The 19,433-nt window shown below is 50.5% G+C and carries 19 protein-coding genes and 1 pseudogene; 12 read left to right on the top strand and 8 right to left on the bottom strand.

Going from position 1 to position 19,433, the window contains the following annotated elements; translation table 11 throughout:
- Positions 1 to 64: 64 nt before the first annotated feature.
- Genes D6029_RS16590 through D6029_RS16600 form a run of 3 tightly spaced genes read right to left on the bottom strand, consistent with a single transcriptional unit; the run spans position 65 to position 3,024 of the window.
- Positions 65 to 1,126: an aminopeptidase gene (locus D6029_RS16590; RefSeq protein ID WP_120065854.1), complete on the bottom strand. Its 1,062-nt coding sequence runs from the start codon at positions 1,124 to 1,126 to the stop codon at positions 65 to 67.
- Positions 1,116 to 2,561 carry a PTS fructose-like transporter subunit IIBC gene (locus D6029_RS16595; RefSeq protein WP_418230271.1) on the bottom strand — a complete coding sequence of 482 codons (1,446 nt, stop codon included), beginning with the start codon at positions 2,559 to 2,561 and terminating at the stop codon, positions 1,116 to 1,118. Before D6029_RS16595 ends, D6029_RS16590 begins: the two co-directional genes overlap by 11 nt.
- A 19-nt stretch (positions 2,562 to 2,580) precedes the next feature.
- Entirely contained in the window at positions 2,581 to 3,024 is a 444-nt protein-coding gene (locus D6029_RS16600; protein WP_120065856.1) for a PTS fructose transporter subunit IIA, read from the bottom strand.
- A gap of 186 nt (positions 3,025 to 3,210) precedes the next feature.
- Here D6029_RS16600 and D6029_RS16605 point away from each other — a divergent pair, with 186 nt between their 5' ends.
- The 12 genes and pseudogenes from D6029_RS16605 (at position 3,211) to D6029_RS16660 (ending at position 14,201) form a co-directional block, all read left to right on the top strand.
- Positions 3,211 to 4,218 (top strand): substrate-binding domain-containing protein, encoded by a 1,008-nt coding sequence (locus tag D6029_RS16605; protein WP_120065857.1) that lies wholly within the window; start codon positions 3,211 to 3,213, stop codon positions 4,216 to 4,218.
- Positions 4,219 to 4,324: 106 nt separating this feature from the next.
- Positions 4,325 to 6,448 (top strand): alpha-galactosidase, encoded by a 2,124-nt coding sequence (locus D6029_RS16610; protein ID WP_120065858.1) that lies wholly within the window; start codon positions 4,325 to 4,327, stop codon positions 6,446 to 6,448.
- Between the two features lie 63 nt (positions 6,449 to 6,511).
- Positions 6,512 to 7,777, top strand: a complete 1,266-nt coding sequence (locus D6029_RS16615; protein WP_120065859.1) for an MFS transporter — start codon at positions 6,512 to 6,514, stop codon at positions 7,775 to 7,777.
- Positions 7,765 to 7,875 (top strand): annotated as a pseudogene (lacA, locus tag D6029_RS16620) (galactoside O-acetyltransferase); the annotation flags it as partial. The gene D6029_RS16615 and the pseudogene lacA, both read left to right, overlap by 13 nt.
- A 420-nt stretch (positions 7,876 to 8,295) precedes the next feature.
- Positions 8,296 to 9,276, top strand: coding sequence for a 6-phosphofructokinase (locus D6029_RS16625; protein ID WP_120065860.1), 981 nt, complete (start codon positions 8,296 to 8,298; stop codon positions 9,274 to 9,276).
- 11 nt (positions 9,277 to 9,287) lie between these two features.
- Positions 9,288 to 9,602 carry a PTS sugar transporter subunit IIB gene (locus D6029_RS16630; RefSeq protein ID WP_120065861.1) on the top strand — a complete coding sequence of 105 codons (315 nt, stop codon included), beginning with the start codon at positions 9,288 to 9,290 and terminating at the stop codon, positions 9,600 to 9,602.
- A complete protein-coding gene (locus D6029_RS16635) occupies positions 9,595 to 10,962 on the top strand; it encodes a PTS sugar transporter subunit IIC (RefSeq protein ID WP_034499297.1) in 1,368 nt (455 codons plus the stop codon). The genes D6029_RS16630 and D6029_RS16635 overlap by 8 nt, the downstream gene beginning before the upstream one ends.
- Positions 10,949 to 11,791 carry a class II fructose-bisphosphate aldolase gene (locus D6029_RS16640; protein WP_120065862.1) on the top strand — a complete coding sequence of 281 codons (843 nt, stop codon included), beginning with the start codon at positions 10,949 to 10,951 and terminating at the stop codon, positions 11,789 to 11,791. The genes D6029_RS16635 and D6029_RS16640 overlap by 14 nt, the downstream gene beginning before the upstream one ends.
- Before the next feature lie 68 nt (positions 11,792 to 11,859).
- Positions 11,860 to 12,129 carry a hypothetical protein gene (locus D6029_RS16645; protein WP_120065863.1) on the top strand — a complete coding sequence of 90 codons (270 nt, stop codon included), beginning with the start codon at positions 11,860 to 11,862 and terminating at the stop codon, positions 12,127 to 12,129.
- Positions 12,130 to 12,138: 9 nt separating this feature from the next.
- A complete protein-coding gene (locus D6029_RS16650; RefSeq protein ID WP_120065864.1) occupies positions 12,139 to 12,576 on the top strand; it encodes a PTS sugar transporter subunit IIA in 438 nt (145 codons plus the stop codon).
- Positions 12,573 to 13,130 (top strand): P-loop nucleotide/nucleoside kinase family protein, encoded by a 558-nt coding sequence (locus D6029_RS16655; RefSeq protein WP_120065865.1) that lies wholly within the window; start codon positions 12,573 to 12,575, stop codon positions 13,128 to 13,130. The genes D6029_RS16650 and D6029_RS16655 overlap by 4 nt, the downstream gene beginning before the upstream one ends.
- Before the next feature lie 105 nt (positions 13,131 to 13,235).
- Positions 13,236 to 14,201: a chemotaxis protein gene (locus D6029_RS16660; RefSeq protein ID WP_120065866.1), complete on the top strand. Its 966-nt coding sequence runs from the start codon at positions 13,236 to 13,238 to the stop codon at positions 14,199 to 14,201.
- A 30-nt stretch (positions 14,202 to 14,231) separates the two neighbouring features.
- Here D6029_RS16660 and D6029_RS16665 read toward each other — a convergent pair whose 3' ends face one another.
- From D6029_RS16665 to fucO, 5 genes are all read right to left on the bottom strand, one after another.
- Positions 14,232 to 14,960: a GntR family transcriptional regulator gene (locus D6029_RS16665; RefSeq protein WP_120065867.1), complete on the bottom strand. Its 729-nt coding sequence runs from the start codon at positions 14,958 to 14,960 to the stop codon at positions 14,232 to 14,234.
- A gap of 33 nt (positions 14,961 to 14,993) precedes the next feature.
- Positions 14,994 to 16,244 (bottom strand): PTS sugar transporter subunit IIC, encoded by a 1,251-nt coding sequence (locus D6029_RS16670; RefSeq protein WP_120065868.1) that lies wholly within the window; start codon positions 16,242 to 16,244, stop codon positions 14,994 to 14,996.
- Positions 16,245 to 16,261: 17 nt separating this feature from the next.
- Positions 16,262 to 17,575, bottom strand: coding sequence for a 6-phospho-beta-glucosidase (locus tag D6029_RS16675; protein WP_120065869.1), 1,314 nt, complete (start codon positions 17,573 to 17,575; stop codon positions 16,262 to 16,264).
- Positions 17,576 to 17,918: 343 nt separating this feature from the next.
- Positions 17,919 to 18,233 carry an L-rhamnose mutarotase gene (gene rhaM / locus D6029_RS16680; protein WP_120065870.1) on the bottom strand — a complete coding sequence of 105 codons (315 nt, stop codon included), beginning with the start codon at positions 18,231 to 18,233 and terminating at the stop codon, positions 17,919 to 17,921.
- Entirely contained in the window at positions 18,230 to 19,378 is a 1,149-nt protein-coding gene (gene fucO, locus D6029_RS16685) for a lactaldehyde reductase (RefSeq protein ID WP_120065871.1), read from the bottom strand. Before fucO ends, rhaM begins: the two co-directional genes overlap by 4 nt.
- Positions 19,379 to 19,433: the final 55 nt, after the last annotated feature.

Below are 19,433 nucleotides of genomic sequence, written 5' to 3' on the forward strand. Positions count from 1 at the left end.
GGCAAGGGTAAAAAAATGGGTTTGCGAGGTGCATTCCAGAACTCACGCAAACCCATAATTATCTTTAAATATATGTATTTAGCTCATCAATGAATTCCGCATTCATATTCCCCAGAAGATGCTTTATCACACAAAAAGCCGCCTCATAATCCTGCTTTGAAATCATCGAACTATTGGCGTGCAGATAGCGCGTCGGCAGGCAAATTGACACCACCGGGCGACCACCGCCCATCACGTTGAAACGCCCGCCGTCTGTGGCTCCGGTCTTCATTGTGCAGAACTGCACAGGCGCTCCTGCGGCTTCGCTGCTTTGTTTCAGCGCCGCGACTAGCTTTTGGTTAGGGAAATAACGCTTATCAAACAACATTACCGCCGGGCCGTGGCCGAGTTTGAGCGGGAACTTGATTGGGTCGATGCCGGGAATATCCCCTGCCACGGCGGTATCGAGCACAATTACCACATCTGGCTTCACCGTTTCTGCCGCTGTTTGTGCCCCTCGCAGCCCGACCTCTTCTTCCACGGTGGCGATGCCGTAAAGTGTGATTTCAGAGTTATTCACACTCTCAAATAACTCCGCCATTAATGCGCAACCGGCCCGATTATCCAGCGCTTTGGCGGTGATTTTGTCCTCGCCCCAGCGGGCAAAATTCGCCTCCGGGTTAATAAAGTCACCGATAGCGATGCCGCGCGATACAACCTCTTCGCGGCTGCTGGCTCCGATATCAATAAACATTTCGTCGTGCGCCATCGGCTGCTGTTTTTGCTTTTCGCTCAGCGCGTGAGGGGCGACAGAGCCAATCAGGCCGGGGATTTTTTCACCTGTTCGCGTTCTTATCGTCACTCGGTGGTTGAGCATCGACTGGTTCCACCACGAGCCAATAGTGTCGAACCAGATAAACCCCTGTTCGCTGACGTGCTTCACCATAAAACCGACTTCATCCATATGGCCGACGATCGCCACTTTTGGACCCTTATTCCCTTTGCGAGCGATAAAACTGCCCAATCCGTCGAAGGTGATTTCATCGGCATGCGGGCGCAGTTGGTTGGCCAGAATCTGGCGCACTTCCTGCTCATCACCGCTTACCGCGCTGGCATCAGAAAGGGTTTTCAGCAATTCAAAGTTCATGAGCAACATCCTGTTTTGCAGCGAGTTTACGGGCGATGTGTTTTAGCCACGCCCCCTTCAGCACGATAATAAGTGTGATGTTCAGCGCAAGCCCCGCTGCCAGCACCGCATAAAACGGAACCACCGGCGACATCAAGCCTATCAACGGGTCAAATACGCCAAGGCCCGGCGCTAAACGCTGAATACCGAACGCAATCACCAACATGCCCGTAATCCCGCCGCTCAGTGTATTGGCGGTGATCATTGGCAATGGCGCTGCCAACGCGTAGGGAATCGCGGGTTCAGTGGCAACAGTTGCACCCACCACAATGGCGCTGCCTGCAGCGTCTTTTTCCTGCTGGGTAAAGAGTTTCGGTGCGATAAAGGTCGCAATTCCAGCAGCCATCGGCGGCATTAACGCCACCACGCCGACAATCGCGTACCAGTCATAGATGTGTTTTTCGAGCAAAGAGAAGCAGAAGAACCACGCGGTTTTGTTGATTGGCCCGCCCATATCAAACGCCAGCATCGCGCCAACCAGGAACGCAGCCCCCAGTTTCATCGACGGTGGAATGGTGTTCAGGAAGTGCAATAAGCCGTCCATAATGCTCGCCATAAATGGCCCGACGACGTAATAAGTCAGCACGCCAAAAACGAAAAGTGTGACGAACGGAATCAGCATCGAACCCAGCAGCGGCTGTAGCGCCTTGCCGAGTTTGACCTTGCGGAAGTACCGCACGAAGTAGCCAATCGCCAGCCCGAGTACCACCGCGCCCAAAAATCCCGCGCCGGATTGCGTGCCGAGCAAGCCTTTGTCGTTTGCCAGATAACAGACGATAAACGCCGGGGCAAACGCGGGTTTGTCGCTGATTGACCAGGCGATGTATGCGCCCATTATCGGGATCATAAATTTGAAGCCAAGGTAGCCGATGGACTCGATAACCCAGCTAAACGACGGCGCGCCTTTGCTCATGTCCTGATACGGTAGGCCAAATTGCACCAGCATATTGGCGATGGCTACTAAAATACCGCCGCCAATCACGAACGGCAGCGCTGCCGAGACACCCGCCATCAGGTGGCTCATCACACTACCCTGCTTCACTTCCTGATTACCCAACTTCACGCCGCCATCTGCCGCGAAAAGTTTTGAATGTGTCGGTAACTGTTCAAATATCTGGTTTATATTTTTGAGCGCTTGCGAGATCGGTAATTCGTAGACTTTTTTCCCGGCAAAGCGCGCGCGGTCTTCTTCGTTTAGCCCACGGCCAATGGCGAGAATTACATAATCGGCGGCGGCAATTTCGTTATCCAGCAGGCGATTTTCCACCCCGTTGGCGCCTTGCGTTTCGACTTTGATGCTGTAACCCAACGAGCGAGCTTTTTGTTCCAGCGCCTCGGCCACCATGTAGGTGTGGGCGATGCCCGCCGGGCAGTTGGTGATAGCGACAAGTTTCATAGCGTGTTCCTCAGAACGGTCAGGAGAGGGTCTGATTGAGTAGCGCGACGACATCCTGCGCGTTTGCGGTTTTAAGCTGTTCGATAAAATCTTGATGAATGATTTTGCGACACAGTGTGGAAATCACGTTCACCTGATCGTCGCCACCCTGTTCGGGAATTCCGATACAAATCCAGCAGTTAACTCCTTCGCCATCCATCGCTTTCCAGTCAATATCCCGTAAACTTCTGGCGAACAAAACAAAGGGTTTTACTACCGCCGCACTTTTGCCGTGTGGCACCGCAACCCCTGAGCCAAAACCGGTGGAGTGGTTTTGCTCACGCAGCAAGAGGGTTTGCATAAAGGCTTGTTTGCCAGTGATATAACCGAGGCTTTCCGCCATTGCGGCAAGGTTTTTCAGCACTGAATAGGCACTGTTGCCAGCCATATTCAGGTTTACAGCGTCCGTATTAAGGAAAGACATGAGTTCGCTCCGTCGAAGATTCAGAGCGTTATTGTAGAAAGTTAAACCGTGGTAAATAACAGCGGATATGTCACAGGCCTGGTGACATATTTGCGACTCTTAATCACGTTATTCTGTGGACGGGTACACATTGTTGCGGGAAACTAGCTTTTGGTTCCGCCACTTACTCACCAGACACGGATTTTTATGTCGCTTAAAGCCATCGCCAAACAACTTGGACTTTCTGTTACGACCGTCAGCCGCGCGCTGAACGGTTATGACGATGTATCACAAGAGACAAAAGCGCGTGTTGAAGCAGAAGCGCAGCGCCGTGGTTACCGCCCCAACACGTTTGCTCGCCGTTTGAAGATGGGCAAAATTGACGCCGTGGGACTGGTTTTTCCCATTCATCCGGTGCCGTTAAACAATAGTGTTTTTATGGACATGGTCGGAGAAATTAGCCGCGAACTTGCGCAGTATGAAGTGGATTTGCTGCTGATCGCCGATGATGATAATGCCGATCAGCACGGCTTTATGCGCATGGTGCAGGGGCGTCGCGTCGATGCGCTGATTGTCGCTCACACGCTCGATAATGACCCACGTTTGCAACAGCTTCAATCTGCCGGATTCCCGTTCTTAGCACTGGGCCGCAGTCAGCTTTCTCAACCTTACGCCTGGTTCGATTTTGATAACTTCGCTGGCACATTTAGTGCCACTAATCATCTGATTTCCCTGGGCCATGAGCGAATCGCACTGCTGGGCGAGAACAACTATCAGGCGTTTATCACTCAGAGGCGAAGCGGTTATCTGGAGGCTCTTAGCAAACATCAACTCTCCACTGATTACCTGCGTGCCGTGCCGCCAACTCGCCGCGCGGGCTATAAAGCAGTGCAGGAACTGATGGCGTTACCCTCGCCGCCCACAGCGATAATCACAGACTGCAACTCGCATGGCGACGGTGCTGCCATGGCATTGCAGCACATGGGATTACTGACAGGTGAAAAACGCGTGTCGCTAGTGGTGTACGACGGTTTGCCAGTAGATAGCATTGTGGAAACGGATGTTGCCGCCGTAATTCAATCGACGCGAGAAGGTGTTGGGAAACAAATTTCCAGCATGGTACTTGGCCTGATTTCCGGCCAGCCTGTCGAATCATTGCAGGTGCTTTGGCAACCAGAATTTACGCCAGGCGTCACCGTTAACCCTCCAGCCTAAATTTCACTGATTTTATAATCACGATCACATTACCGAAACGTTTTGGTTGGCATCCGAAACGTTTCGGATCAACAGTAATGACATCAATTTCCCGGAGATGCCATTCATGGAACCGACTTATCACCGCTTAACCAGCGCCAACTGCGATATTGTTTTACGAACAAAACCTTTTACCGAAATTATCTATTGGGGTCTGCACCTGGCCCACTTTTCGCCACAAGATAGCGCAAGTCTGGAGCGCCCTATTGCCAATGGTCGCCTGGATATTGATACGCCAGTAACGCTTGGCGCAGAGCTCGGACGCGGTTTGTTTGGCTCGCCGGGAATTGAAGGTCATCGCAACGGGCTTGATGCCTCGCCAGTATTTACCACCTCGCAGGTTGAACAAAACGGGCAGAATCTGACCGTAATTGCAGAAGATCAGCAGGCGGGGCTGCGGTTAACCAGCGAATTGCGTCTTGATAAAAGCGGCGTGCTGCAAATTCGCCACGGGCTGACCAACTTACGCGTGGGAATCTGGCAAGTTGAACGACTGGCAATTACATTGCCCATCGCCGAGCGAGCGCTGGAAGTGATGGCATTTCATGGCCGCTGGACGCGGGAGTTTCAACCGCACCGCGTTCGCCTGGAGCACGACAGCTTCGTGCTGGAAAATCGCCGTGGCCGCACCTCGCACGAACATTTCCCAGCGATGATTGCCGGTACTCCCGCGTTTAGCGAGCAACAAGGAGATATCTGGGGTGTGCATCTTGGCTGGAGCGGTAACCACCGCCTGCGTTGCGAAGTCAAAACGGATGGCCGCCGTTACTTGCAAGCTGAAGCGCTGTATCTGGCGGGGGAAATGGCGCTCAACGAAGGTGAAACGTTACATACGCCGTGGCTATATGCCAGCCATTCTAATCACGGGCTGAATGGCATGAGCCAACAATTCCACCAATTCCTGCGCGAACAGGTGATTCACTTCCCTGAAAACAAGCCGCGCCCGGTGCACCTCAACACCTGGGAAGGCATCTATTTCGACCACAATCCTGAATACATCATGCAGATGGCAAGCCGCGCCGCCGAATTGGGCGTGGAGCGTTTTATCATTGATGACGGCTGGTTCAAAGGTCGCAATCACGACCGCGCAGCGCTGGGGGACTGGTATCTTGATGAACAAAAGTATCCGAACGGCTTAATGCCAGTAATCAACCACGTGAAGGCGTGCGGTATGGAATTTGGGATTTGGGTCGAGCCGGAAATGATTAACCCGGATTCCGACTTATATCGCGCGCACCCTGACTGGGTGCTGGCATTGCCGGGTTACGAGCAGGCAACCGGGCGCTACCAGTGGGTGCTGGACCTGAGTAATCCACAGGTTTTCAATTACCTGCTTGAACGCATGAACTGGCTCCTGGGCGAACATCCCATTGATTATGTGAAGTGGGATATGAACCGCGAACTGGTTCAGGCAGGCCACAATGGCAAAGCAGCAGCAGATGCCCAAACTCATCAGTTTTACCGTCTGTTAGACGAACTTAACCGCAAATATCCACACGTTGAGTTTGAATCCTGCGCATCTGGCGGTGGGCGAATCGATTATGAAGTTTTGAAGCGGACTCACCGTTTTTGGGCCTCAGATAATAATGATGCGCTGGAGCGCAATACTATTCAGCGTGGCATGAGCTATTTCTTCCCGCCGGAAGTGATGGGTTCACACATCGGAAACCTGCGTTGCCACGCCACTTATCGCCAGCACAGCATCGAGTTTCGCGGCCTGACGGCGCTATTTGGGCATATGGGAATGGAGCTTGATCCGATGACGGCAGACGACGCCGAAAGTGCGGGCTACCAGCGTTACGTGCAGCTCTACAAACAATGGCGACCGCTTCTGCATAAAGGAAAACTCTGGCGCGTCGATATGCCTGACGCCACCACGCAGGTGCAAGGCGTGGTGAGCGATGACCAGGCGCAGGCGCTGTTTTTAGTCAGCCAACTGGCGATGCCGGATTACACATTCAGCGGAAATTTACGCGTTCCTGGCCTTGACCCAGCGGCGCGTTATCGCATCACGCTGCTCGATCATCCGCAAATCAGCGTGGTAGGAAAAGGCGGCCATACCATGCGCAAATTGCCTTGCTGGATGGAAACATCACAAATCGTTAGCGGCGAATGGCTGGCTCAGGCTGGCGTCGCGTTGCCGATTCTCGACCCGGAAAGCGCCATTTTGATTGGTTTTGAACGCGTGTAATTCAGTGCGCCAACGGGGCGGTATGCGCCGCCCCATCGAGTTTGTTCCATCGAGGAAAACACAATGAGCATGCCTGCCTGTACCCATAAAAATAACCCTAACTTCTGGATTTTTGGCCTGTTTTTCTTTCTCTACTTTTTCATTATGGCGACCTGTTTCCCGTTCCTGCCAATCTGGCTTTCGGATGTGATCGGCCTGAATAAAACACATACTGGGATCGTGTTCTCGTGTATTTCACTGTTTGCCATTCTCTGCCAGCCCATTCTGGGGATTATTTCCGACAAACTGGGACTTAAAAAGCATTTGCTGTGGGTGATTACCCTGTTGCTGTTCTTCTTCGCCCCCTTCTTCCTCTATGTTTTTGCCCCGTTGTTAAAAGCCAATATTGTGATTGGTGCGTTAGCCGGTGGGGTTTATATCGGCTTTGTTTTCTCTGCGGGTTCCGGCGCAATTGAGGCGTATATCGAGCGCGTGAGCCGCAATAGCTATTTCGAATATGGCAAAGCGCGGATGTTTGGCTGCCTCGGCTGGGGTTTGTGCGCATCGACCGCTGGCATGTTATTTAACGTGAACCCGGCATTTGTGTTCTGGATGGGATCGGGCGCGGCGGTCATTCTGATGGTGCTGCTACTCGTCGCGCGCCCACAAGCCAACCAAACCGCGCAAGTGATGGATTCTCTGGGGGTCAACCAACGTCAGATTTCGGCGAAAATGGTTTTCTCGCTGTTTAAAATGCCGAAAATGTGGATGTTCATTCTCTACGTCGTTGGCGTCGCCTGCGTTTACGACGTGTTCGATCAACAGTTTGCGACCTTCTTTAAAACCTTCTTTGAGACACCACAGCAAGGTACAGAAGCCTTCGGTTTTGCGACTACCGCCGGAGAAATTTGCAACGCGATTATTATGTTCTGCTCGCCATGGATCATTAACCGCATCGGTGCAAAAAATACGCTGCTGATTGCCGGAGCGATCATGACCACACGTATTATCGGCTCGGCTTTTGCCACCACGGCTTTCGAAGTCATTGCACTCAAAATGCTGCACGCGCTGGAAGTGCCGTTCCTGCTGGTTGGGGCATTTAAATACATTACCGGCGTGTTCGATACTCGCCTGTCGGCCACGATTTATTTGATTGGTTTCCAGTTTGCCAAACAGTCTGCGGCAATTTTCCTCTCCGCTTTTGCTGGAAATATGTACGACAAGATTGGGTTCCAGGATACGTATTTGATTCTGGGCGGGATCGTGCTGACCATTACTATCGTCTCCGCGTTTACCCTTTCAAACCATAAAACGCCGCTGCCACAAGGCGCAGCCGCGCGGGCAGCGTAGTGACAAAATCCGTTCAGCCAAACGTGGTGGCTGCAGGTGTGCCGTGTCGGGAAATACGCGACATTACGCCTGAAGATAAACTGGCTTTTGCAGATTAGTTTTCGGCACCCTTTCCCCGATGGCGGGTAATTGACTTACCCGCCTGATGTTTCACTCCAACTTTCTGCTTATTTCTTTCACGCCTCTTAATTAATTCCATCGCCTTTAACGCGCGGAAAAATGCGCGTGGAATCACATTTTTGAAACCTGGATTATTCTGTTTTCAGTATAAAAAGCACTGGCTAATTTTATCTTTTAACCATCAATATTAATTCATTGATATATATGCATTTTAAGTCTCTTTTAAAGCCCTGCCGCCAAACCACAATTTGCGACACTCATCACAAAAATCAATCATATAAACTCTCTGTCAATGAGCCAACCGATCAAATGAATCCCATTTTTGTGACATTCATTGCAAATCCAAGTCTTGTTTAAAGAGAAAAATGTCTGCAAGGAAATTAAACGAGGCAAGCGTCATGAGAATCGGCATGGTAATTAGCGGCGGCGATGTAACAGGAATAAATAACTTCGTTTTCCAGATTTCCAGACTGGCTCAAGCGGAAATAACTTTGTTTAACGGAGGTATTCCAGGCTTGCTACAAAATAATCACCAACCTATTTCCATACGCGATTTGGTCGATTTTTCTGTGGCATCGATTCCGATTATGTCTTCTGGCCGAACCCAACGTAAATTAATGGCCAGTGAATATGAAACCATCGCTAAACAGTTAAAAGCCCTGCATATCGATGTGCTTATTATGGCCGGTGGTGATGGCTCTCTACAATTCCTGAATAACCTTAGTGAATATGGTATTAATTGCTTTGGCGTAGGCATGACCATCGACAATGATGTGTATGGCAGTGATTACACTATTGGTTTTTCTACCGCCTGCGAGCAGGTTATTAAAGAAGTCACTAAATTGCGCAATACAGGTCGCGCGTTGCCTGGACGTGTTTTTATGGTGGAGTTGTTGGGTGGTTACTGCGGCGAACTCACACTTCAATCGGCAATTAAAAGCAACGCGGATTTTGCACTCATCCCCGAATGCCAACAACCCTTGGGTGAACTAGCGTGCAAGATTGTCTCACGCCTCGAGATGCAAAATAGCATCATTATTCTTTGTTCAGAAGGTTATACCAAAGAATATTCCCCCGGATTCCAGGGGGCAATTGACACCATGATCAAACAGCTTGAACCGAAAATTGGCGTGCGTATTCGTAAGTCAATTATTGGTTATAGCCTGCGTAACGGTGACCCAACCTGCGAGGAAATATATCAGGGGACCATTATGGCCGGCGAAGTTGTCCGTTGTATCCAGTCAGGCATGAAAAATAAAGCGATTATTATTAATTCGAGTAACAAACCGATCCCTATAGATTTAATCAGTATGCAAAAACGCCTCGTCGACACCGAAGGGCATCATTATAAATTAGCGAAGCAGCTCAATATTATTTGAGGAGATTTTCAATGCTTAAAATTCTTTGTGTATGTGGCTGCGGTTTAGGTTCCAGTTTCGCCATTGAAATGGCAGCAACTGCGGTACTTAAGAAACTCCAGATCCCTGCTGAAATTGACCACACCACGGTTTCAGAAGCGGGTGCATTTAAATCGGACATTATTTTAACTCAAAAGACATTCGCCGATATTTTAACGGCTGATGCCAGCGAAGAAGAAATTAAACGCGTGATTGTGTTGCATCGTTTAACCGATAAAGACGAGATTGAACAAAAAATTGTCGCCTTTTTAAAAGAACGCAATGTGAAGGTACTTGACCATGAATAGCATCATTAACTTTATTGTTAAAGACCTGCTAGGACAGGCATCAATACTGATTGCCTTTATTGCCATGCTCGGTCTTTTACTACAAAAAAAATCAAAAGGTAAAGTCGCGGAAGGAACGTTCAAAACGCTACTCGGCTTTTTAATCATGATGGCGGGTATCAACATTATTGTGGATACCCTGACTTTCCTCAATGACATCTTCACCCACGGTTTCGGCATGAAAGGCTACATTACCGATGTGGCGGCAATTGCCGGATTAGCAAACCGCGAACTGGGCTCCGAAGTGGCGCTTACGCTGATGGTGATATTTATCGTCAACATCATCATTGCTCGCATCACGCCATTTAAATACATCTTTCTTACCGGGCAAGCGCTGCTCTGGATGGCAACAATTGGCGCTGTTATCGGCTACAAAGCCGGTCTTACAGGGCTACCATTGATTCTTACCGGTGGTATTTTCGGGGGAATTATGGCGGTGCTGATGCCTGCCCTCGCTCAGCCAGTAGTGCGCCGTATTACCGGTTCAGACGATGTCGCACTGGGGCATTTCTGCACCATTGGTTATCTGGTGCAGGCCGCCGTGGCGAAGGTGGTCGGCAAGGGTTCGAAATCTACCGAAGACCTTGTGCTGCCAGATAACTTCAAATTCCTGCAAGACACTTATCTTTCCATGGCCGTAGTGATGATCCCGATGTACCTCATCCCTGCACTGGCGGCTGGCCCGGAATATATCGGCCAATACTCCAACGGCGTGAATTACCTGATGTTTGCCTTTATGCAGGCGATTCAATTTGTTGCCGGGGTATTCGTTCTCTACAGCGGTGTGCGTTTGCTGCTTAACGAACTGGTTCCTGCATTTCGTGGGATTGCCATGCGCATTGTTCCTGATGCGAAACCCGCGCTGGACTGCCCGGTGCTGTTCCCTTACGCCCCAAATGCCGTGATTGTTGGCTTCCTTGCCACCACCGTCGGTTCCATTATCGGCATGATTGTCTTCCCAATGTTCGGCCTGGCGATGATTCTGCCCGGCTTGCTGACCAACTTCTTTGCTGGCGGCACCGCAGGGATTTTCGGTAACGCGATGGGCGGCAGACGCGGCGCAATTATCGGCGGTGTCGTTCACGGTCTGTTCATCACCTTTTTACCCGCCATCCTGGTCCCGATGCTTGAAAGCTACGGCTTTACCGGCGTGACCTTCAGTGATTCCGATGTCATTAGTAGCGGCCTGATTTTGGGGCATGTATTCCAGAATAACTGGACGTTTGTAGGCCTATTCATCCTGTTCGTGGCGCTTATCGCCTGGTTCGTGAATGGCAAATCAACCAAACCTCAAGAGGAAAAAGCACATGAGTCTGTATAACTTCCCCGCATTATTGCAGGTTGCAAAAGAGCGTAATTTTAAAGCCGTGGGTTCCTTTAATTTACATTGTCTGGAAATGTTACCCGCTTATTTTAAAGCAGCCAAAGCAACCAACAGTCCATTAATGATCCAAATCTCGACGGGAACAGCAGAATATTTAGGTTATCGCTTGCTGGTGGATTCCATTTGTTCTTTATCGGAGAGCCAGCAAATACCGACTTGTTTGCATCTTGATCATTGCTCAGACATTGAAGCGATCAAAACCGCTATCGATGCAGGGTTTAGTTCAGTGATGTATGACGGCTCACATTTGGATATGGCCGATAATATTGCCAACACTCGCAAGGTTATTGATATTGCCCGCCCACGAAATATCTCCGTAGAAGCGGAACTCGGTGCCATTGGCGGCTCGGAGGATGGCAAAGCGGTGGCCATGGAAGATATTTGCTTTACCACCACTGAGGATGCCAAACGTTTTGTTGATGAAACGGGCGTTGATATGTTGGCAGTCTCCGTCGGTACGGTCCACGGCCTGTATACCGGCAAAGCGAAAATCCAGCATCAGCGCCTGGCGGATATCAGCGAAGTGACCAGAACGCCGCTGGTGCTGCACGGAGGGACAGGCGTCAGTGATGAAGACATGCGCCGGGCTGTGGCGGGCGGCATCGACAAAGTCAATGTCGGCACCGAAATGAACGTGCAGTGGGTCGGGCACTGCAAAGAAACCTTCGAGAAAGGCAAAGTGAACGACAGTGTGCGGAAGTTTTTGATTCCAGCTAATGATGCAGTCGCTGCGGTATTAATCGAAAAGATCGCATTATTTAAATAAGCCTGGCGTTATCCTCTACTCTTTATTGTAACCCTGGTTGCGTGGCAATCGTTGGGCGGGAGCGAGCTATGTTTGGATCTTTAAAAAAACTTTTCCAGCAAAGTCATTCGGATACGGCACAATATGATATTCAGGCCGCGAAACTTGAAACAGAATTAACCGAGCTGGAAAATATATTCACGGAAAACCCAAATAATGGCGAAACACAAAAAGCTTTAATGTTGCGCTATAACCAGGCGTTACAAGTCTATGCAAAGAGTAAAAGCCATCGTCAACATATCGATAGTATATTTATAAAAATTGATGAGTTGCGAAATGTTATTCGCAGAAATATATAGGGAGCCGTTATGGCAATTAAACAGTTACTCATCGAGGCACAGGCTATACAAGTGGGTGTGCGCGAAACGGACTGGAAAAAGGTAATTCAACTTGCGGCACAACCGCTGGTTGATAACGGTTATATCCTGCCTTCATATTACCAGGCCGTCATTAATAACACCCTTGAGCATGGCGCGTATTACGTTTTTGAAGAAGGGGTAGCAATGCCTCACGCGCGCCCGGAATGTGGAGTGATGAAGAATTGCTTCAGCCTGGTGCTGCTCGATGAGCCGATTTCATTTGCCGACAGCGACAAGGCCGATATCGTGATTATGTTTGCCGCCATGGACAGCAATAAGCACATCGAAGAAGGTATTCGCGCGATTGTGAATTTATTAGGTGACGACGACGTGATGGCAAAACTGCGTCGGGCAAAAGCTAAGGAAGAGGTGATCGCAATATTATGAGCCAGACTTTGGGAGCGCAGGGCAAAACGGTGGTGATGGTAAACGGCGTTCCGGCATCGGGGAAAAGCACGATTTCCCGCTTACTGTCCGAACATTTTGCCCTGCCAATTCTGACCATAGACGGCATAAAAGAGCCGTTTATGGCGCAGTTCGATGAAATTGACCGACCATTTAACCGCCGCCTCGGTTGTGCCGCCTACGAAGTGATTTGGTCAATAGTGGCCGACAGCCCGACCCAGTGCGTATTTCTTATCGACGCCTGGTTTGGATTCCAGCCGAAAGCAGCGCTCGAACGTTATCTGAAGCAAGCGGGCATTTCCCGAGTGGTGGAAATATGGAATCAGATCCCAGGATATCTGGCCGCAGAGCGCTACGCACAAAGGCTTGATCTCAGGCGCAACGGTCATCCAGGCGAAGAGTACCTGCCAGAATTGCAAAAACTTGCAGATAACGCTGAGCCGATGTCGCTCGGTTCGGTTTATACCGTGGAGCAAGGGAAACCTGTCGATAGCGCCGCTTTGGTGGCCTGGTTGGGTAAAGAACTGGGAATATAATGGCGAACTTACCCAGCGAAACATCCTCCATTTTTTCCTCAATCTGCCGATAACCTAAACACGCGCCAGGGCGACTACCCGCCAGGTTTTCGAGCAGAGGTTTAAATGGATAGTTTTCAAAAAGATATTGATGAAAGGGCTAACCTGGCGTTATCCAACAAGTTTGAGCTTTTGCTGTTCCGCTTAGGGGAAGGCCAGCACGGCGGGAAATCTGAGCTGTATGGTATTAACGTTTTTAAGCTACGTGAAATTGTGCCGATGCCAAAAATTAACCGTGCGGCGGGAATGAAGTCGCCGCTGTTAGGCATGGCAAATATTCGCGACCAGTTTATTCCGGTTATCGACCTGCCCGCCGTGACAGGTTGCACGCCAGAGACGGGCCTCAATCTGTTGCTGATCACCGAATACGCCCGCAGCACGCAGGCGTTTGCCGTGGAGTCGGTGGAAAATATTATTCGCCTCGACTGGAGCCAGGTTCACGCCGCAGAATCGGGCGTGAGCAGCCGCAACATCACCAGTATTGCGTCGCTCAATAGCGATGAATATAAAGGCGAACTGGCGCTGGTGCTGGATGTAGAACAGATTCTTTACGACATCATTCCTTCCGGGCGCAAAGTCGATATGTCCGCCATCGAAGGGAACACCAATCCGCTAAAACCGGGTGCCGTAGCGATTGTGGCCGAAGATTCCAAAGTCGCCCGCCTGATGCTTGAGCAGGGGCTGAAAGGCATGGGTATCCCGGTGATGATGCACTCCACGGGTTTAGAAGCCTGGGATAAAATCAAGGTTATCGCCGCCGAAGCTAAAGCCGCAGGCCAGCCGATCACCGACCGCATCGGCATGGTGTTAACCGATATCGAAATGCCGGAAATGGACGGCTTTACCCTGACGCGCAATATCAAAACCGACATGGCGTTAAAGCATATTCCGGTGGTGATTCACTCGTCTTTATCAGGCAGCGCCAACGAAGATCACGTACGCAAAGTGGGCGCGAATGGTTATGTCGCCAAGTTCGATGTAAAGGAGCTTTCCGAGGTGATTCATAAGGCGCTGGATGGCGCGGTGGTTTGAATCAAAAGGTGGGAAGGCCGAGGGAAAGCCCTACTTCCCCACCCAGCTATTTTTAATTTTGAATTTGTCGGCGCGATTGTAGCTGCATGAAAAGTTGAACGCTTTGCCGTCTTCAAGTTTCGTCACGCCGGAAACTTTCAGCATCGGCAGGCCGGGTGAAATCGAAAGCAAAGCCGCCAACTCGTCATTAAATAAATCGCCTTCAATCACCGAGTTATAAAACTTAATCTTTTTGCCCGTAACTTCTTCGATGTATTGATACAACGATCTCTGCTCAAGCACCGCTTGCGGAATGGTGGCGATAACATCGCTGTTAATCCACGAGTCTTCAACCAGCACCGGCACGTCGTCAATGAAACGGATGCGGCGGATAAAATGGACATCCTGTTGTGCATCCAATTCCAGTTGCGACGCCACTGTTTGCGGTGCGGGAATGATTTGATGCGTCACCAACCGACTTGAGATTTTCGCCTGCTGACCAAACTCGCGGGAAAAACCTAAAATAGAATCGCCAGTGCCGTTGTTGAGCATATAGACGTTGTCTTCGATCACCTTCGTGACAAACATTCCTTTGCCGTGGATTCGCTCGATAAACCCCTCTTGTTCAAGCACATGCATCGCTTTTTGCAGCGTCACGCGCGTGACGCCATATTGCGCGGCCAGTTCTCTTTCCGAGGGGATTTTCTCACCGACCTGGTAGCGATGGCTGAGGATATCTTTTTGAATACTGTTTTTAATTTCTATATATCGCGCAGCCATAGGGATTCAAATCTTTGCGTCATCATCGGGCCGTTAGTGTACCACCTCAGCCAATAACTGCGCTTCCCGAGCTTCAATTGCCAGCTGTTTGACTTCCATTATTCGGAAGAACGGATAATAGATAATTGTTGAAATAATAATCATGCAGCCAGACCAAATTGCCGCTGGAATGTTCCCGCCCGTGGCGAAATAAGCGTTAAGAATAGGCGGCATCGTCCAGGGTATCTGGAATACCGGCCTGCCGATAATGCCAAAATCCATCAGCAGATAAGAGCAGGTGCAAATGACTAATGGCGCGACGATGAGCGGGAACATCATGATCGGGTTAAGTACCATCGGTACGCCAAATATCACCGGCTCGTTGATGCAAAATATCGAAGGCCCAAACGAGACGCGACCAATAGATCTGTAATAGCGACTTTTCGACAGCAGCATCGCCAACACTAATCCCATGGTGGCACCCGAACCGCCCGCGCAAATAAAGAAGTTATAAAAGCCTTCGGCGGTAATATGGGGAACCGGCTGGCCGCTCAGATAAGCCTGGGTATTCTCTGCGATGAATTTTAAAAAGATGGGGCTGGTGATGCCGGACAGCACGTTAGTACCGTGAATACCGCAACTCCATAATAATGAAATCAGCGCAACTAAGACTAACATTCCCGGCAGCGTGTCCAGGCCATAAACCAGCGGGCTGAGTAATAGCGTAAAGAACGCATTGATATCGAAATTCAGAATCACGCGCACAAACCAGACCAACGTCAGGCAAACCACCGCTGGAACCAGGCTGATAAAAGATTGCAGCACGGCGGGGGGAACGCCTTCCGGCATACGAATATAGATTTTGTGAGTGATAAAAAACCGCACCGTATAAACCGTGAATATCGACAGGATAATGGCTGAGAACAGCCCGGCGGCACCAAAGTTATCGACGTTAATTTTATAGTCGCTATCCAACTGCGCGAGAACAAATACCGCGACGGTAATGCAGCAACAGCTCAGGCCATCAAGTTGATACTGCTTCGCCAGGTTATAGCTGATGCCGATGGCGGCAATTAACCCGATGATGCCAAAGGTTGCCTGCACCGGCACGCTGAGTTTGTTCGCATACGGCCCAAGAAATTCACTCCAACCGGGAATGGGTAAATTAGCGATAATTAAGAACAGGCTGCCAGCAATAATAAACGGGAGTGTGAAAGCGATACCATTACGTATCGCCACCAAAATGACGTTATTGCCTATCTTCATTAAAACGGGAATAAATTTGTTTTCCAGAAAGCTTTGCATGGAATATCCCTTTTGCGTTATTCATCCGTGTATTGCGGTAAGAAATCGCGGTTCGCTGCCAAATAGTCTTTGAGAATGTTCCCGGCAATTTCGACAGAGGGCACCAGAGGATGCGCCACCAACGCCAGCAATGCGGTGTGACGATCCCCGGTCATTGCCGCTTCGATGGTCAGTTCTTCAAAGGCTTTTACACTCTGAATCAGCCCGCGAATGCGCGGCGGCAAACGCCCGTAAGCCAGAGGGTGAGCACCTTGTTTATCGATCACCGCGTTGGTTTCAATCACCGCGTCATCAGGCAAATCTGGCGTGGTGCCGTGATTAGCCGTGTTAACGACATGCACTTCTTTTTTATTGTTATACAGCGCGCTAATAATCGAGCAGGCGGTATCGGAATAATACGCGCCACCACGGCTGGAAAGCTCCGGCGGCTTTTCGCAAAGCTGCGGGTTGCGATAGATCTCAAACAGTGATTTTTCGATTTGCAACGAACGCTCGCCACGCGTGCCGCCGTTTCGCAACTCCTGGAGTTCGTGTTCGACCATCTCTTTATTCAGGTAGAAATATTTTAAATATGAGAGTGGATAGAACTTCAGCGCGCGAATAAATTCAGCGGGAAGGCCGATGTCGGGGATATTTTTTAATTTGTTATCACTGACGCCTTGCGCTAATTTTTCAATAAAGTCGGCGGTAATGTCTTCCCCGTGGAGCGTAATACGGTCGGCATAAATTAAATGGTTCAGCCCCATAATGCGGGCATCAATGGCCTCGCGCCCCACACCGTAAGCTTTCGCGATATCCATCATCATGCTGTTTGCGCCGCTACAAATACCCAGCGATTTAATCTTGCTGTGCTTTTCAATGGCCTCGGTGACAATTCCGGCGGGGTTAGTGAAATTAATCAGCCACGCATCCGGGCACAGGGTTTCCATTTCTTTGCAGATTTCCAGCAATACCGGAATGGTGCGCTGCGCCTTCATAAAGCCGCCTGGCCCGGTAGTTTCCTGCCCGAGAACGCCATAACTGAGTGGGATTTTTTCATCCTGAATACGCGCCGCCAATTGCCCGACACGAATTTGCGTGGTGACAAAATCGGCATCTTTCAGCGCCTGCTGGCGGTCGGTGGTGAGATGCACCGTCATGGCGATACCCGCCTTTTTCACCATTCTTTGTGCAAGTTTGCCGACGATTTCCAGCTTTTCACGGCCGGTTTCAATATCCACCAGCCAGTATTCGCTCACCGGAAGTTCGCCGTGTCGTTTAATAAATCCGTCTATCAGTTCTGGCGTGTAACCCGAACCACCGCCAAGGGTGACAACTTTTAATGGCTTCATGAATTTTCCTTTTCTCTTTATCTGGCATATGCCAGTTTGCAGAAAGAAAATATCACAGCGTGACCGCAGAACTTTGGAGGTTTGTCACATAAAAAGAAGGGTTATAACTGTCAAGGATAACTTGACAGTTCAAAGTGAGGGCAAGCGATCGCCAGTAAAGAAAAAAAGGGCCACTAACGTGACCCTGAGATTGATGACAAACTTCTTCGTAGGTCGGATAAGCGGAGCGTCATCCGACACTTTCACCTGCAATGACCGGCTCAAATGGTGGATGACGCTATCGCTTATCCACCCTACAAAACCCATTTATCAACTTTTATGACCCTCGTTTCTCAACCTATCCCTACTCTAAATAAAACACTTCTTTAAGCTCCGCGCTCACCGGGCTGTTATCGGCGTTGCTCGGCATAATTTCGCTCATATGCTTCCACCAGCGCTGGCAAACTTCCGTTTGGGCAACGGCGTTCCAGCGGGCTTCGGACTCAATCTCTACCGTGGCAAAAAGTAGGTTGCGTGCTGCATCAAGATAAATAGCGTAGTGATGAGCACCGTGCTGTTTAAGTACCGCTTCCAGCTCTGGCCAAATCGGCGTATGACGGCGTTGATACTCTTCATGGGCATCAGCATTCACCTGCATCACAAACGCTTTGCGGATCATAGCGCCTCCATATAAAGCTCACGCACTTCCTCACGCGTGGCTACGCGCGGGTTGCACGGTGCGCAAGGGTCAGCCAGCGCGTTATCCAGCCAGCCTTCGATGTCCGATGTTTGAATGCCAAGCTGGCTGAAACCAGACGGAATCCCGACGCGTGCGGATAATGCACGAATCGCGAGAATCGCCTCAAAACTGGCCTCTTCTTCGCTCATGTTTTGCGTATCCACACCCATTGCTGCGGCAACTTTCGCAAAACGTGCAACAGCGTTCGGGCGGTTGAAAGCTTCGATAACTGGAAGCAGGATCGCATTACAGACGCCGTGCGGCAGGTTGTGTGTCGCGCCCGGCTGATGCGCCAATGCGTGTACCAGTCCAAGCCCTGCGCTGTTAAACGCCATGCCCGCCAGGTATTGGCCGTAAGCCATCATTTCACGCGCTTCAAGGTTGTGTCCGTTTTCGACCGCTTTTGGCAACCACTGGCTAATCAGGCGGATAGACTCCAGCGCGTTGGCGTCGGTCAGCGGGTGCGCCGCAACGGAAACGTAAGCTTCGATGGCGTGAGTCAGCGCATCCATGCCGGTCGCGGCGGTGACGCTTGCCGGGATGTCGAGCATCACACTGGCGTCATCGACGGCAATGTCCGGAATCAGATTGGTGTCGATAATCACTTCTTTTACGTGGCGCTCGGAATCGATGATTACCGCGTTGCTGGTCATCTCCGCCGCCGTTCCCGCTGTGGTGTTGATGGCGACCAGCGGCACGCCAGGATTCGTGACTTTCCCCACGCCGGAATAGGCGGTGGAAGGGCCAGGGTTGGCAGTCAGAATTTTCACCGCTTTGGCGGTGTCGATTGGGCTGCCGCCGCCGAAAGCAATCAGGTAGTCACAGTCGGCGGCCTGATACGCCGCGAAGCCTTTTTGCACCAGTTCTTCCGTCGGGTTTGGGAACACTTCGTCGAACAGTTCGTAAGAAAGCTGATGCTCGTCGAGCGCGCTAAACAGGCTGTCGAGCAGGCCCATTTTCACCAGTTGCCCGTCGGTGATAATTAACGCTTTTCCCCAGGGTTTGGCGGCGATTAATTTCACCATATCGCCGATGGCACCCGCGCCGTGGAGGCTGATTTTTGGTAAGGCCAACATAAAGCTCATTGCTATTCTCCTTAATATTAACGTTACTTTTCCCCTCACCCCGCCACTCTAAAAC

It is taken from the genome of Buttiauxella izardii (genome assembly GCF_003601925.1).
Classification (GTDB): domain Bacteria; phylum Pseudomonadota; class Gammaproteobacteria; order Enterobacterales; family Enterobacteriaceae; genus Buttiauxella; species Buttiauxella izardii.